The following is a 14,366-nucleotide window of genomic DNA, read 5'->3' as shown; positions in this document are numbered from 1 at the left end:
CAAGAAGCTGATCTGCAAGGTATTTCTTGAGATCGACAGGAAGGCTAGCCAGTGTTCGCTTGAGGGCTTCGAGGTCTGCTTGTTTCATGGCGTGCACCAGAGGCAAACTGGATATACAGTAGTTTATACAGTACCTTTGGAACACGCCAACAGCAGATACCAACATAGCCATATAAAGACAGCTTTCGGAGGCGTCATGTCACTTCCTGCCCGCCCGTGGTCGGCCATCGTGCGTGCCGCGCCCCTGTCGGGGAACGGTGCCCGCCCCCTGTTGGGCTGCCGGGTGCGGGCCGGCTTACCTAGTCCCGCCGACGATCACCTGGATGTCGACCTCAACCTCCACGACCATGTGGTGCGCCGTCCGGCGTCCACCTACTTCGTGCGCGCCGAGGGCGATTCGATGCAGGGCGACGGTATCCACGACGGCGACCTGCTGGTGGTGGACCGTAGCCTGGAGCCGCTGCCCGGCCGGGTGGTGGTGATCGCCGTGGACGGCGAGCCCACCGTCAAGCGCCTGGCGCAGGAGGGGGGACGAACCCTGCTGGTGGCCAGCAACCCGCGCTTCGCGCCCATTCCGCTGGCGGGGCGCGAATGCCACGTGTGGGGAGTGGTCACCCATGTGGTGCACGCCCTGCCGGGGTTGCCGGGAGCGGGCCCATGATCGCCCTGGTCGATGCCAACAGCTTCTACGTCAGCTGCGAGCGCGTCTTCGCGCCGCACCTGGAGGGGCGGCCGGTGGGGGTGCTCTCCAACAACGGCTGCATCGTCGCCCGCAGTCCCGAACTCAAGGCGCTGGGGGTGGCCATGGGAGCGCCGCTGCACCTGCTGCCGCCAGGCATCCGCCGTCAGGCGGTGCTGCTTTCCAGCAACTACGCGCTGTATGGCGACATGTCGCGACGCGTGAATGCGATCCTCGCCGAGTTCTCGCCGGACGTGGAGGTCTACTCCATCGACGAGAGCTTCGTCGGCCTCGACGGTTTCGACCCGGCGGACATGGAGGCGTATTGCCAGCGGTTGCGCGAGACGGTGCGCCGCGACACCGGCATTCCGGTCGGCGTGGGTCTTGCCCCCACCCGCGTGCTGGCCAAGGTGGCCAACCGCGCCGCCAAGCAGATTCCCGCCTATGAGGGGGTGTGCCGGCTGGACGCCGAGGGGGCGGTCACCCGGGCGCTGCTCGCGCAGCTGCCGGTCACCGAGGTGTGGGGCGTGGCCCGGCGCACCGGCGAGCGGCTGGCGCTGATGGGCATTCACACCGCTTGGCAGCTGCGCGAGGCCGATCCCAAACGCATTCGCCGCGCCTTCTCGGTGGTGCTCGAACGGATCGTATGGGAGCTGCGCGGGTGCCCCGCCATCGAACTCGAGGACCTGGGCGAGTCGCGCCAGCGCCTCATGGTCTCGCGTTCCTTCGGCCGGCTGACCGGCGAGTACGACGAGCTCGCCGCGGCGTTGCGCCAGCACGGCGCCCGGGCGGCCGAGAAGCTGCGTGGCCAGGGCAGCCTCGCCCGGGCGGTGATGGTGTTTCTGCGCACCAACCCCTTCCTGACCCATGAGCCTCAGTACAGCAGCCGCCTGGTGGTGCCCCTGGCGCGACCCAGCGACGATACCCCGAAACTGCTGCGCGTGGTCCGTCGCGCCCTGGCGGCCCTGTATCGCGAGGGGTACCGCTATCAGAAGTGTGGAGTCATGCTGCTCGACCTGGTCGACCGCGAGCGGCGCCAGCTCTCCTTGCTGGAGGTGGCACAGAGCGAGGCGCAGCGACAGCGCAGCACGCGCCTCATGGCGGTGGTGGACCGGCTCAATCGCGAGATGGGGCGCGATACCGTGCGCTTCGGCCTGCCCCGCGACGACAGCGCCTGGCGACTGCGCTGCGAGCGGCTTTCGTCGCGGTATACGACGCGCTGGAACGAGTTGATGCGGGTCAAGGCAAGGTGAAAAGTCACTGAGGGAGCGGCGGGGCTGGTCTACCGCGGTCCGGTGGCCGGCTACACTGGGAGCGACGTATCCCAGCTACCCCTACCCGAGGAGATCGGTCATGCGAATGGAAGGCAAGGTTGTCATCGTTACCGGGGGCGCCAGCGGCATCGGCCTGGCCAGCGTGGAGCGCTGCCTGGCGGAAGGCGCCCGGGTGGTCATCGCCGATATCGAGGCAAGCGACGGGGCCGAGCGGGCCGCCGAGCTCGACGTGCGCTATCCCGGGCGCTGCCGTTTCGAGGCCTGCGATGTGACCGACACCGCCCAGGTGGATCGCCTCTTCGAGGAGACGCTGGCGGCGTTCGGCAGCGTCGATGCGGTCTTCAACAACGCCGGTATCGGGGGTATCGCCCCCTCCGATGAACTGAGCGACGAGGAGTACCTGAAGGTCATCGATATCAACCTCAACGGGGTCTTCCGGGTGGCCCGGGCGGCGCTGCGGGTGATGTATCGCCAGGGGCAGGGCAGCATCGTCAACTGCGCCTCGATTCTCGGCGTCTTCGGCCAGTCGCAGACCGCGGCCTACACCGCGGCCAAGGGCGGGGTGGTCAATCTCACCCGCACCCTGGCCATCGAGGCGGCGCCGAAAGGGGTGCGGGTCAACGCCATCGGCCCGGGCTACATCGACACGCCGCTGCTCGCGGCCCTGGACGACGAGCTGCTCCAAGGGCTGATCGACCTGCACCCGCTGGCGCGCCTGGGGCGCCCCGAGGAGGTGGCCAACGCCTTCCTGTTCCTGGCCAGCGACGAGGCGAGCTTCGTCACCGGTACCCATCTGATGGTCGATGGCGGCTTCACGGCCGGCAAGTCGTGAGGCCTTGCCGACCGTGAATGGCGGGGAATGGCTGCGGCTGCCATCCTGAAGGAACCCCGTCGCGTATAGCGACCGGCATGACTCGTCGCTGCCAAGGAGGTTCCCATGTCACGGTATTGGCGGTCTCGGCGATGGTGCCGGGGAGTGGCCTGGCTTGGCCTGGCGACTCTGGCGATGGCGTTGAGCGGTGCGGCGGCCGCTCGCGAGCTGGCCGTCGACCCCGAGGCGATGGTCGAGGTGGAGGTGGCCACGGTGGGCATGGCCGGGATGAGCGGCCTGCCCGTGGTGCTGCTGCGTGAGCCGGGCGCCCGCGAGGTGGTGCCCATCTTCATTGGCCCCCACGAGGCGGGCGCCATTCTGCGCGGTCTGCACGGTGAACGCTCCCGCCGCCCCCGGACCCACGAACTGCTGGGCGACGTGCTGGCCGGCATCGAGGTCAGCCTGGAGCGCGTCTATGTCGACGCCATCGTCGACAGCACTTTCCTGGGAATGCTGGAGCTGCGCCTGGAGGGTCGCAGCGAGCCGGTGCGCATTGACAGTCGCCCCAGCGACGCCATCGCCCTGGCGCTGAATGCCGGTGCCTCCATCCATGTGGCGCCGCAGGTGCTGGAGGCCGCCCGCGAGATCGAGTATCAGGGGCTGGAGGATCAGGTGGTGGCCGCCCTGGGCATCACCGTGACGCCGCTCGATGAGGACCTGCGCGAGGCGCTGGAGCTGCCCGATGACGAGGGCGTGCTGGTCAGCGAGGCGCGGGGCGCAGCGGCAGAGGCCGGCCTCGCGCCCGGGGCGCTGCTGCTTGAGGTCAACGGCGAGGTGCCCACCACGCCCCTGCGCTTTCTCGAGCTGGTGCGTGACACGCCACGCGGCGAGAAGGCCCGGCTGCGCTACTGGCAGGAGGGCGAGACCCACGACCTGGAGCTCTCCACTGACGTGCCCGACCCGCGTCCCCGGCAGGACCCGAGCGATGAGCCGTCGAGCGGGATTCGCACCTGAGGCGACGCGCGCTCGGGTGGCGTTTGCCGAGTCGTAGAGCCTGCCGGACCGGCGGGCCGAAAAGGAGCGTCGATGATCCAATGCCATGCGGAGAACCGTCACGGCCGGGATTTCGTCGTCGGCGACATCCACGGCGAGTACCGCCTGCTCGAGCAGGCACTGTGCCGGGTCGACTTCCAGGCTGCGCGTGACCGGCTCTTCGCGGTGGGCGATCTGATCGACCGGGGACCGGACTCCTTCGCTTGCCTGGCGCTGGCCCTGGAGCCCTGGTTCTGCGGGGTGCGGGGCAATCACGAGGAGCTCGCGCAAGCGGCCCTGGGCAGCGGAGGCGGCGGCGACTGGGGCCTGTGGTTGATGAACGGGGGCACCTGGGTGCGCCGGCACGACGCGGAGGTGGTGCGACGGCGGCTCGAGGCGGCGCTGGCGCGGTTGCCCCTCGCGCGGGAGGTGGTCGTCGCGGGCAAGCGCCTCGGCATCGTGCATGCCGAACCGCCATCTGACTGGGCGCAGGTCGAGACGGCCGATGCCGACGAGGCGCTGGCGCACCAGTTGGTGTGGGGGCGCCGGCGCATCGCTCGCCAGGACACCACGCCGGTGACCGGGATCGATGCCGTGGCGGTGGGACACACCATCGTCCCGGTGCCGGTGCAGCTGGGAAACGTGCACTACCTCGATACCGGGGCCTTCAACACCGGCCGGCTCACGCTGGTAGAGGCCCGGGAGTTGGTGGAGTGACTGTCTCGAGCCCGCTCGGGCATGCACTGCCGGGGTCATGACGCAAAACCGCCACCCGGCCTCGGCCATGGGTGGCGGTTTCGTGTGTTGGTGCCGCAAAGTGGACTCGAACCACCGACCTACGCATTACGAATGCGTTGCTCTACCAACTGAGCTATTGCGGCAGTGGCGGCATGATAGCGCCGCCGTGGCGGCGCTGCCAAGTTCACTCGCGCATTCGCGTCAGCCCTTCCTGGGCGGTGGAGGCGACCAGGCGCCCCTCGCGGTCGAAGAGACTGCCGCGGGCAAAGCCCCGCGCGCCGCCGGCCCAGGGGCTGTCCATGTCGTAGAGCAGCCAGTCGTTGACGCGCACGTCGCCATGGAACCACAGCGCGTGGTCGAGGCTGGCGATCTGCAGTTTGGAGTCGCCGTAGGTGATGCCGTGGGGGACCAGCGCCGTGGTGAGCAGGTTGAAGTCGGAGCTGTAGGCGAGCAGGTAGCGATGCAGCGCGGGGTCGTCGGGCAGATCGCCGGTGAAGCGGAACCACAGCCGCTTGTGGGCGGGCTGGCCCGGCTCGGCCTCGTCGCCCAGGTGCAGGAACTCGATCGGGTGGCCGGGAAAGCGCTCCAGGCGCGCCTCGGGCGCGTCGATCAGCGCTTCCGGCTGTGTGACATCGGGCATTGCGGCCTGGTGCGAGAGGCTTGTCTCCACGCCGTGGAAGGAGGCGCTGCAGAAGAAGATGGGGCGCCCCTTCTGGATGGCGGTGACCCGGCGCGTGGTGAAGCTGCCGCCGTCGCGTACCGCATCGACCTGATAGACTACCGGGCGGTGCGGGTCGCCGGGGCGCAGGAAGTAGCCGTGCAGTGAGTGGGCGCGGCGCGCCGGGTCCACCGTGTGGGTGGCGGCGGAGAGCGCCTGGCCGAGCACCTGGCCGCCGAACAGCTGGGGCAGGCCGAGGTCCTGGCTGGCGCCGCGAAACAGGTTCTCCTCCAGCTCCTCGAGGCCCAGCAGGGCGACGAGGGCGTTCAGGGCGTCGGTCATGGGGGCTCCTCAGGGAGATCTCATACGGTTGTTTTATATTGATCAGGATACACGGAGTCGGCGCCGATGCGCAGCGACGAATTCTACATGCACCGGGCGCTGGATCAGGCCCGCGAGGGGCTGGCCGCCGGTGAGGTGCCGGTGGGGGCGGTGGTGGTGGACGCCGCCGGCGAGATTCTCGGCGCCGCCTACAACGCCCCGGTGTCGGGCCACGACCCCAGCGCCCATGCGGAGATCCGGGCGCTGCGCGAGGCCGGCCGGCGCCTGGGCAACTACCGCCTGGACGGCTGCACCCTCTACGTGACCCTGGAACCCTGCCTGATGTGCACCGGGGCGGTCATCCACGCGCGCCTCGCCCGGGTGGTCTATGGCGCCGCCGAGCCGCGTACCGGCATGGTGGAGTCGAAAGCCAACCTCTTCGCCCAGCCCTGGTACAACCACCGGGTGGTCGTCGAGGGTGGCGTGCTGGCCGCGCGCACCTCGCGCCTGCTCAGGGCGTTCTTCGCAGACCGGCGAGGTGACTCGGGGCCGGCGACATCCTGAGTCGGCTTGCGGGGTGGGCGGCTACAGAATGGGTGGCACGATCTCGAACTGCTCGGCGCTCACGTTGCCATCCGCGTCGCCGTCGAGATGCAGGAACTGCTGCTGGCTGCGGTCCACGTAGCTGAGGATCTCGTAGTAGCGGCGGATGTTGCGCACGTAGATCACCGGCTCGCCGCCGCGCGCATAGCCGTGGCGAGTCTGGCTGTGCCACTCGCGCTGCTGGAGCAGCGGCAGGGCTTCGCGCACGTGCGCCCAGCGATCGGGATCGCCGCCGCGCATCTCGGCGATGCGGCGCGCATCGTAGAGATGGCCGAGCCCCACGTTGTAGGCGGCCATGGCCATGTACAGCCGGTCTTCTCCCTGTATCGACTCCGGTAGGCGAGACTTTAGCGATAGCAGGTAGCGGGCCCCGCCGTCGATGCTCTGGGCTGGGTCGAGGCGGTCGTCGACGCCCAGCTCGCCGGCGGTGGGCAGGGTGAGCATCATCAATCCACGCACCCCAGTGGGAGAAGTCGCCTCGGGGTCCCAGTGCGACTCCTGGTAGCCCACCGCGGCCAGCAGCTTCCAGTCGAAGCCGGTGTCGCGGGCGGCCTCGCGGAACAGCGCCTCGTACTCGGGCAGCCGTTCGCGGGCGTGCTGAATGAAGGTGCGCGCCCCGACGTACTCGAGGTAGTCGTCGTGGCCGAAGTGGCGCGCGACCAGCTGGTCGAGCAGGCCTTCCTTGCGCATCCGCTCGAGGAAGCGGTTGGCTTCCTGCTGGAGCCCCAGGCCGCCCTCGGCGGGGAAGGCCCAGGCCAGGGAGAGCGGCTTGCCCAGGGGGAAGCCGTCCTCGACGCCGGGAAAGAAGAGGCGATTGATGCGGAACTGGTGCTCGTAGACCACCGCGGCATCCAGGCTGCCGCTCTCCACCTGGCTGAGCAGCTCGGCGACCTCGACCTCCGCGGATTCCCACCAGCTCAGGCCGGGGTGCTCGGCCTGCAGCTCGCGCAGTACGCGATCGGCGCCGGAGCCGCGAATGGTGCCGATCTCCAGACCTTCGAGATCATCCAGCCCGGTGACCGGGGGCAGGTCGCGGCGATAGACGACCAGCGGCTGCAGGTCGAGGATGGGGCGGCTGAAGACCACCCCCTCGCGGTCGAGGTCCAGCGGTAGCGCGGCCGCACCCAGGTCGCCCTCGCCGCGCACCGCCTCGAAGACGCTGTCGATGTGGTGGTCGGCCTCCAGGGTCAGGCTGACGCCGAGGTGGTCGGCGAAGCGCCGCACCAGGTCGTATTCGAAGCCGGTAGGGCCGTGGCGCCCCTCGTAGTAGGTGGTGGGCGTGTTGCGGGTGTGCACGCTGAGGAAATCACGGCTGAGCACCGCCTCCAACTGGCCATCGGGGGGCGAGAGGTGGCGATAGGGGATCAGGCACAGCGCCACGCCCGCCAGCAGGCATGCGGCGCGGCGCAGGCGGCCCGGGGTGACACGGCTCGAGAGTCCAGGCATGCAGGTGATGGTCAGCGATGAGAGCCTCACCTTAACGGCCGCCGCGGCGGCTGTCACCTGCCGCATTTCGCCCGCCCCCCGCTTTCCAGTATCATGTCGGCTTTCCCCGCCGCCTGCGGCGGCCCCCTCCCCTTCGCTTGCTTCAGAGGCTTCAAGACATGCTCGAACTTCGAGGCGCGCCCGCCCTTTCCGCCTTTCGTCACGCCAAGCTGTTGGCTGCCCTGCGCGCGCGAGTTCCCGAGGTTGAGTCGCTGAGTGCCGACTATGTGCACTTCGTGGACCATGACGGCGAGCTGTCGGACGATGCCCGGCACCTGCTCGACCAGCTGCTCGACTATGGTGCCCGCCGCGAGAGCGCCGACGGCGAGGCCCGGGCGCGTCCCGAAGGTCATCTGCTGCTGGTGGTGCCGCGCATCGGCACCCAGTCGCCGTGGTCTTCCAAGGCCACCGACATCGCTCACAACTGCGGCCTGGCCGAGGTGCAGCGCATCGAGCGCGGCATCGCCTACCGGGTGGGGCTCAAGGCGCCGATGTCGGAGGCCGCCTTCACGGCCATCGTGGCCACCCTGCACGACCGCATGACCGAGACGGTCCTCACCGACGCGAGCGACGCGGCGAAGCTCTTCGCCCACCACGCGCCGGCGCCGCTGGGCAGCGTAGAAATCCTCGAGGGTGGCCGCGAGGCGCTGGCGACCGCCAACGGCGAGCTGGGTTTGGCGCTGGCCGACGACGAGATCGACTACCTGTGCGAGGCCTTCCGCGAGCTCGGCCGCAATCCCACCGACGTCGAGCTGATGATGTTCGCGCAGGCGAACTCCGAGCACTGCCGCCACAAGATATTCAACGCCGACTGGGTCATCGACGGCGAGGCGCAGCCGCACTCGCTGTTCGCGATGATCAAGAACACGTATCAAGCCTCGCCCGACGCCATCCTGTCCGCCTACCGCGACAACGCCGCGGTGATCGAGGGCGCCACGGCGCCGCGCTTCTTCCCGGTGCCGCTGACCGGGAAGGCCGGCGAGCGCGCGGCCTACGGCAGCCATCAGGAGCCGATCCACATCCTGATGAAGGTGGAGACCCACAATCACCCCACTGCCATCGCCCCGCACCCCGGGGCGGCCACCGGCGCCGGCGGCGAGATCCGCGACGAAGGCGCCACCGGCATCGGCGGCAAGCCCAAGGCGGGGCTGACCGGTTTCGCCGTCTCCAACCTGCGCATCCCCGAGTTCGTGCAGCCCTGGGAGGCCTTCGACTACGGCAAGCCCGAGCGCATCGAAAGCGCGCTCGACATCATGCTCGCCGGCCCCATCGGCGGTGCCGCTTTCAATAACGAGTTCGGCCGCCCCAACCTGGCCGGCGTCTTCCGCACTTACGAGCAGGACGCCCTGGGCGCGGGCGGCATCGAGCGGCGCGGCTACCACAAGCCGATCATGCTCGCCGGCGGCTACGGCAACATCCGCGCGGGCCACGTGCAGAAGGGCGAGATCCCGGTGGGTGGTCAGCTGATCGTGATGGGCGGCCCGGCCATGCTGATCGGCCTGGGCGGTGGCGCGGCCTCCTCCATGGCCTCGGGTGCGTCGAGCGCCGACCTCGACTTCGCCTCGGTGCAGCGCGACAACCCCGAGCTCGAGCGCCGCGCCCAGGAGGTGGTCGACCGCTGCTGGGCGCTGGGCGAGGCCAACCCCATCCGCTTTATCCACGACGTGGGCGCCGGCGGGCTCTCCAACGCCCTTCCCGAGCTGGTCAAGGATGGCGGCCGGGGCGGGCGCTTCGAACTGCGCGCCGTGCCCAACGCCGAGCCGGGCATGAGCCCGCTGGAGATCTGGTGCAACGAGGCCCAGGAGCGCTACGTGCTGGCCGTGGCCGCCGAGGACCTCGCTACCTTCGACGCCCTCTGCGCCCGCGAGCGCTGCCCCTATGCCGTGGTGGGCGAGGCTACGGAGTCTCACCACCTGGAGGTCCGCGACGGCCACTTCACGAGCCGCCCCGTCGACCTGCCGATGAGCGTGCTGTTCGGCAAGCCGCCCAAGATGACCCGCGAGTTCGAGCGCGAGGAGCGCCTGCTGCCCGGGGTGATGCTCGACAACCTCGACCTGCGCGAGGCCATGGAGCGGGTGCTGCGCCTGCCCGCCGTGGCCTCCAAGAGCTTTCTGATCACCATCGGCGACCGCTCCATCACCGGCCAGGTGGCCCGCGACCAGATGGTCGGCCCCTGGCAGGTACCGGTGGCCGACGTCGCCGTGACCACGGCGAGCTTCGACACCCACGCCGGCGAGGCCATGGCCATGGGCGAGCGGCCGCCGGTGGCGCTGATCGACCCGGCGGCGAGCGCTCGCCTCGCCGTGGCCGAGGCGATCACCAACCTGGCCGCCGCGCCCATCGAGAAGATCGAAGACATCAAGCTCTCCGCCAACTGGATGAGCGCCGCCGACCACCCCGGCGAGAACCAGGCGCTCTTTGATGCCGTGCACGCCGTGGGCATGGAGCTCTGCCCGGCACTGGGTATCGCCATCCCGGTGGGCAAGGACTCCATGTCCATGCGCACCGCCTGGCAGGCGGAAACCGGCTCTGGTGAAAGGCAGGGCGAGGCCGAGGAGAAGAGCGTTACCGCGCCGCTCACGCTGGCGGTCACCGGCTTCGCCCCGGTCAGCGACGCGATGCGCACCCTCACGCCGCAGATCAATCTGGAGCAGGACGAGTCCGACCTGATCCTCATCGACCTGGGCGGTGGCCAGAACCGCCTGGGCGGCTCGGCGCTGGCCCAGGTCTACGGCCAGGTGGGCGATGCCTGCCCCGACCTCGACGACCCGGAGGACCTCAAGGCGTTCTTCGCGGTCATCCAGGGACTCAACGCCGAGGGCCAGCTGCTCGCCTACCACGACCGCAGTGACGGCGGCCTGCTGGTGACCCTGCTGGAGATGGCCTTCGCTGCCCACGCCGGCCTCGAGATCAAGCTCGACTGGCTGATCGACGAGCCGGTGGAGGCGGTGGATGCACTGTTTGCCGAGGAGCTGGGGGCGGTGATCCAGGTCAGCCGCCAGCACACCGAAGCGGTGCTGGCGCAGTTCGCTGCCGCCGGTATCGAGACCTGCGGCGTGATCGCCCGCCCGCGCTACGACGACCAGGTGCGCGTCACGCTGTTCGAGGAGCCGCTGCTCGAGACCACGCGGCTGCTCACCCAGCGCACCTGGGCCGAGACCAGCTACCGGATGCAGGCGCTGCGCGACAATCCCGACTGCGCCAAGAACGAGTTCGACAACCTGCTCGACGACCGCGACCCGGGACTCTCGGCCGCGCCCACCTTCGACGTCGACGAGGACATCGCCGCGCCCTATATCCAGGCACCCCAGCTCAACAAGACCCGCCCGGCGGTGGCGGTGCTGCGCGAGCAGGGCGTCAATGGCCAGGTGGAGATGGCCTGGGCCTTCGACCGCGCCGGCTTCGAGGCCGTGGACGTCCACATGAGCGACCTGCTGCAAGGGCGGGTGTCGCTGTCAGCCTTTCAGGGTCTGGTAGCCTGCGGCGGCTTCTCCTATGGCGATGTCCTGGGCGCCGGCGGCGGCTGGGCCAAGTCGGTGCTCTTCAACTCCCGCGCCCGCGAGCAGTTCGCGGCCTTCTTCGACCGCGACGACAGCTTTGCCCTGGGGGTGTGCAACGGCTGCCAGATGCTCGCCCAGCTGCGCGATCTCATCCCCGGCGCCGAGGCGTGGCCGCGCTTCGTGCGCAACGAGTCGGAGCAGTTCGAGGCGCGCGTGGCCATGGTGCAGGTGGAGAAGAGCCCCTCGATCCTGCTCGCCGGCATGGAGGGCTCGCGCCTGCCGATTGCCGTGGCCCACGGCGAGGGGCGCACCGAGTTCCGCGACAGCGCCCATCTGCGGCGCATGCAGGGCAGTGGCCAGGTGGCCCTGCGCTACGTGGACAACCACGGCCAGGTGACCACGCGCTATCCGGCGAACCCCAACGGCTCGCCCTCCGGCATCACCGGGCTGACTACGCCGGACGGGCGCGTGACCATCATGATGCCGCACCCCGAGCGCGTGGTGCGGGCGGTGACCAACTCCTGGCGTCCGGCCGGCTGGGCCCAGGACGGCGCCTGGCTGCGCCTGTTCCGCAACGCCCGGGTCTGGCTCGGCTGAACGCACGACGCGCCACGGACGGCGGACCGTCCGTGGCGCTCGGCAGCCCCGCTTCAGACCGCCAGCGAGTGGCAGCCGAGCTCGCCGCGCGAGGTGAGCTGCTCCTGCAGCACGGCGTGTTCGCTGCCCTTCTGGCGGAGAATCTTCGCCAGCAGCGAATCCAGCGCGGGCACGGCGCTGGCGGTGCGCAGCTGCGCATAGAAGCGCTGCGAATAGTCGGCGTCGGCCAATGCCTGGTGCAGGCTGTCGAGGGCCATGGCGTGATGGGTGACCAGGCCGAGGGGCAGGTGGTGCTGCCAGGGGCGATAGCGCTCCGTGTGCTCGCCCACAACCTGGGCGACTCCATGCCGTTCGGCCGCTTCACGCAGCGCCTGGAGACGCCGTTCGCACTCGATGCCCAGCGACGCCATCAGGCGGCTGAGGGCCGTGTCGTAGGTGAGAAAACCGAAGGCGAGGCGGCGATAGCGCGCCAGCTCCGCGCGTTCGTGGGTGGCGGCGAGCGTCAACAGCTCGTCCGGCGCCAAGACAAGCCGGGCCGTGGTTGTGGTTGTGGTTGGTGTCGGCATGGCGGCGTCCTCCGTCATGGTGGCGATCGTGGGGGCGGTCAGCTCCGCTGACAGGCGCATCGTGCCCGGCAGGCGATGGCATTTTCATGACGTCGGTCAGATTTCTCCAGCGTTTTATCTTTCATATCAGTGAATTAATGCTTACAGCATGATGAATCTCAGTCGTTCTGAGGTGAGCTTCCCCAGCCTGCGTCCCTATCAGCGGGCCGCGGTGGAGCGTGTGGTGGCCCACTTCCGCGGCTCGAGCGAGCCGGCGGTGGTGGTGCTGCCCACCGGCAGCGGCAAGTCGCTGGTGATCGCCGAGCTGGCTCGCCTGGCCCGTGGCCGCGTGCTGGTGCTGGCTCACGTCCGCGAGCTGGTGGAGCAGAACCACGCCAAGTACCTGGCCTATGGCCTGGAAGCGGATATCTTCAGCGCCGGCCTGGGGCGCAAGGAGAGCGCGCGCCAGGTGGTGTTCGGCTCGGTGCAGTCGGTGGTGAGACACCTCGCGCGCTTCGACGATGACGCCTTCACCTTGCTGGTGATCGACGAGTGCCATCGGGTGTCACCCCAGGAGGACGCCAGCTATCGGCAGGTGATCGACCGGCTGCGCGCGGCCAACCCGCGCCTCAAGGTGCTGGGGCTCACCGCCACCCCCTATCGCCTGGGGCAGGGCTTCATCTATCACCGCCACCATCACGGCATGGTGCGCGGCGACGACGACTGCTTCTTTCGTGACTGCGTCTTCGAGCAGCCGTTGCGACTGATGGTCAAGCAGGGCTACCTCGCCGAGCCGCGGCGCATCGATGCCGCCGTCGCACGCTACGACTTCGCGGCGCTCACCCCGGCCGCGAGCGGGTGGTTTCGCGAGGCGGAGCTCGATCAAGTGGTGGCGGGCAATCGGGCGACGCCGGGCATCGTCGCCGAGGTGGTGGCGCGTGCGCGCGACCGCCAGGGGGTGATGCTCTTCGCCGCCACGGTGGCCCACGCCGAGGAGGTGCTCGCCTGCCTGCCCGCCGGCGAGGCGGCGCTGGTGACCGGCGAGACGCCCGGCCCTAAGCGCGAGCGGCTCATCGCCGCCTTCAAGGCGCGCGAGATCAAGTACCTGGTCAACGTGGCGGTGCTCACCACCGGTTTCGACGCGCCCCACGTCGACCTGATCGCCATCCTGCGGCCCACCGAGTCGGTGAGCCTCTATCAGCAAATCGTCGGCCGCGGCCTGCGCCTCTCGCCGGGCAAGCGCGACTGCCTGATCCTCGACTACGCAGGCAACCCCTGGGACCTCTATGCCCCCGAGGTGGGTTCGCCCCGGCCGGCGGCCGACACCGAACCGGTGCAGGTGGAGTGCCCGGCCTGCGGCCACGCCAACCTCTTCTGGGGGCGGCGCAACGGCGAACTGGTCATCGAGCACTTCGGTCGCCGCTGCCAGGGGCTGGTGGATGCCGAGACCGCTGAGTCGGCCCTGCCCGGCAAGGGAGGGCGTGGCGCGGGGTCGGGCGCCTGTGGACGGCAGCAGTGCGACTTCCGCTTTCGCTTCAAGGTCTGCGACGACTGCGGCGCCGAGAACGACATCGCCGCACGGCGCTGCCACGGCTGCGCACGCCTGCTGGTGGATGCCGACGACAAGCTCAAGGAAGCCCTGCGCCTGCGCGACGCCCGAGTGCTGCGGGTCAGTGGCATGCAGCTCGAGGCGACCGTCAACGGCCGCGGCCTGCCACGGCTCAAGGTCACCTACCATGACGAGGACGGTGTCGCGCTCGCCGAATGGTTCGCCCTGGAGACGCCGGCCCAGCGGCGCGCCTTCGCCGCGGCCTTTCTGCGCGACCATCTGCGTGCGCCGGGTGTGCCGTTCGAGGCCAACACGCCCGAGGCCGTGATTTGCCAGCAGCATCGCCTGCGCCACCCCGACTTCGTGGTGGGCCGCCAGGTGGGCCGCCACTGGCAGGTGCGCGAGAAGCTGTTCGACTACCGCGGGCGCTACCGCCGGGCGGACGCGGCGGGGTAACCATGGGCGGTCTCAGCGAGAGATGCTGGATCAGCCTCGAACGGGCTTTGAGCGCAGCCGCTGGCCTCGGTGCTGTCTCCCCGGGCACCATCTTGCTAGACTGGCCCGTTGATTCCGC

At 69.7% G+C, this 14,366-nt stretch carries 11 protein-coding genes and 1 tRNA gene; 8 read left to right on the top strand and 4 right to left on the bottom strand.

The window, feature by feature from the left end:
* The first annotated feature begins 196 nt into the window (after positions 1 to 196).
* The 5 genes from umuD (at position 197) to FEF15_RS08000 (ending at position 4,513) form a co-directional block, all read left to right on the top strand.
* Positions 197 to 661 carry a translesion error-prone DNA polymerase V autoproteolytic subunit gene (gene umuD / locus FEF15_RS08020; protein WP_163558626.1) on the top strand — a complete coding sequence of 155 codons (465 nt, stop codon included), beginning with the start codon at positions 197 to 199 and terminating at the stop codon, positions 659 to 661.
* The gene (locus tag FEF15_RS08015; RefSeq protein WP_163558625.1) at positions 658 to 1,932 is read left to right on the top strand and encodes a Y-family DNA polymerase; all 1,275 of its coding nucleotides are present in this window, start codon (positions 658 to 660) and stop codon (positions 1,930 to 1,932) included. The genes umuD and FEF15_RS08015 overlap by 4 nt, the downstream gene beginning before the upstream one ends.
* A gap of 100 nt (positions 1,933 to 2,032) precedes the next feature.
* On the top strand, positions 2,033 to 2,785 hold the full coding sequence (locus FEF15_RS08010) for an SDR family NAD(P)-dependent oxidoreductase (protein ID WP_163558624.1): 753 nt from the start codon (positions 2,033 to 2,035) through the stop codon (positions 2,783 to 2,785).
* Between the two features lie 105 nt (positions 2,786 to 2,890).
* Entirely contained in the window at positions 2,891 to 3,778 is an 888-nt protein-coding gene (locus tag FEF15_RS08005) for a bifunctional nuclease domain-containing protein (RefSeq protein WP_163558623.1), read from the top strand.
* A gap of 72 nt (positions 3,779 to 3,850) precedes the next feature.
* Entirely contained in the window at positions 3,851 to 4,513 is a 663-nt protein-coding gene (locus FEF15_RS08000; RefSeq protein ID WP_163558622.1) for a metallophosphoesterase, read from the top strand.
* An 88-nt stretch (positions 4,514 to 4,601) separates the two neighbouring features.
* On the opposite strand, the gene FEF15_RS07995 is transcribed toward FEF15_RS08000, so the two are convergent.
* Both FEF15_RS07995 and FEF15_RS07990 read right to left on the bottom strand, forming a co-directional pair.
* Positions 4,602 to 4,677 (bottom strand) — tRNA-Thr (locus tag FEF15_RS07995).
* Between the two features lie 41 nt (positions 4,678 to 4,718).
* Positions 4,719 to 5,534, bottom strand: a complete 816-nt coding sequence (locus tag FEF15_RS07990) for an acyl-CoA thioesterase II (protein WP_163558621.1) — start codon at positions 5,532 to 5,534, stop codon at positions 4,719 to 4,721.
* Between the two features lie 66 nt (positions 5,535 to 5,600).
* Between FEF15_RS07990 and tadA the strand changes: the two genes are divergently transcribed.
* The gene (gene tadA, locus FEF15_RS07985) at positions 5,601 to 6,077 is read left to right on the top strand and encodes a tRNA adenosine(34) deaminase TadA (RefSeq protein WP_163558620.1); all 477 of its coding nucleotides are present in this window, start codon (positions 5,601 to 5,603) and stop codon (positions 6,075 to 6,077) included.
* A 21-nt stretch (positions 6,078 to 6,098) separates the two neighbouring features.
* On the opposite strand, the gene mltF is transcribed toward tadA, so the two are convergent.
* A complete protein-coding gene (gene mltF, locus FEF15_RS07980) occupies positions 6,099 to 7,562 on the bottom strand; it encodes a membrane-bound lytic murein transglycosylase MltF (protein ID WP_163558619.1) in 1,464 nt (487 codons plus the stop codon).
* Positions 7,563 to 7,720: 158 nt separating this feature from the next.
* On the opposite strand from mltF, the gene purL reads away from it, so the two are divergent.
* Positions 7,721 to 11,698: a phosphoribosylformylglycinamidine synthase gene (purL, locus tag FEF15_RS07975; protein WP_163558618.1), complete on the top strand. Its 3,978-nt coding sequence runs from the start codon at positions 7,721 to 7,723 to the stop codon at positions 11,696 to 11,698.
* Positions 11,699 to 11,751: 53 nt separating this feature from the next.
* On the opposite strand, the gene FEF15_RS07970 is transcribed toward purL, so the two are convergent.
* Positions 11,752 to 12,264, bottom strand: coding sequence for a hypothetical protein (locus tag FEF15_RS07970; protein WP_163558617.1), 513 nt, complete (start codon positions 12,262 to 12,264; stop codon positions 11,752 to 11,754).
* Between the two features lie 151 nt (positions 12,265 to 12,415).
* Here FEF15_RS07970 and FEF15_RS07965 point away from each other — a divergent pair, with 151 nt between their 5' ends.
* Positions 12,416 to 14,248 carry a DEAD/DEAH box helicase gene (locus FEF15_RS07965; RefSeq protein WP_163558638.1) on the top strand — a complete coding sequence of 611 codons (1,833 nt, stop codon included), beginning with the start codon at positions 12,416 to 12,418 and terminating at the stop codon, positions 14,246 to 14,248.
* Positions 14,249 to 14,366 lie beyond the last annotated feature (118 nt).

Origin of the sequence: Halomonas sp. NO4 (assembly GCF_010994375.1) — a bacterium.
Taxonomy (GTDB): Bacteria; Pseudomonadota; Gammaproteobacteria; order Pseudomonadales; family Halomonadaceae; genus Halomonas.
This window is presented reverse-complemented; position numbering and strand designations above follow the sequence as displayed.

Bases quoted from the DNA above. Each gene is read 5' to 3' on its own strand.
- FEF15_RS08005 (WP_163558623.1), top strand. From the start codon at position 2,891: ATGTCACGGTATTGGCGGTCTCGGCGATGGTGCCGGGGAGTGGCCTGG.
- FEF15_RS08000 (WP_163558622.1), top strand. From the start codon at position 3,851: ATGATCCAATGCCATGCGGAGAACCGTCACGGCCGGGATTTCGTCGTC.
- mltF (WP_163558619.1), bottom strand. From the start codon at position 7,562: ATGCCTGGACTCTCGAGCCGTGTCACCCCGGGCCGCCTGCGCCGCGCC.
- FEF15_RS08010 (WP_163558624.1), top strand. From the start codon at position 2,033: ATGCGAATGGAAGGCAAGGTTGTCATCGTTACCGGGGGCGCCAGCGGC.
- purL (WP_163558618.1), top strand. From the start codon at position 7,721: ATGCTCGAACTTCGAGGCGCGCCCGCCCTTTCCGCCTTTCGTCACGCC.
- FEF15_RS07965 (WP_163558638.1), top strand. From the start codon at position 12,416: ATGAATCTCAGTCGTTCTGAGGTGAGCTTCCCCAGCCTGCGTCCCTAT.
- umuD (WP_163558626.1), top strand. From the start codon at position 197: ATGTCACTTCCTGCCCGCCCGTGGTCGGCCATCGTGCGTGCCGCGCCC.
- FEF15_RS07970 (WP_163558617.1), bottom strand. From the start codon at position 12,264: ATGCCGACACCAACCACAACCACAACCACGGCCCGGCTTGTCTTGGCG.
- FEF15_RS08015 (WP_163558625.1), top strand. From the start codon at position 658: ATGATCGCCCTGGTCGATGCCAACAGCTTCTACGTCAGCTGCGAGCGC.
- tadA (WP_163558620.1), top strand. From the start codon at position 5,601: ATGCGCAGCGACGAATTCTACATGCACCGGGCGCTGGATCAGGCCCGC.
- FEF15_RS07990 (WP_163558621.1), bottom strand. From the start codon at position 5,534: ATGACCGACGCCCTGAACGCCCTCGTCGCCCTGCTGGGCCTCGAGGAG.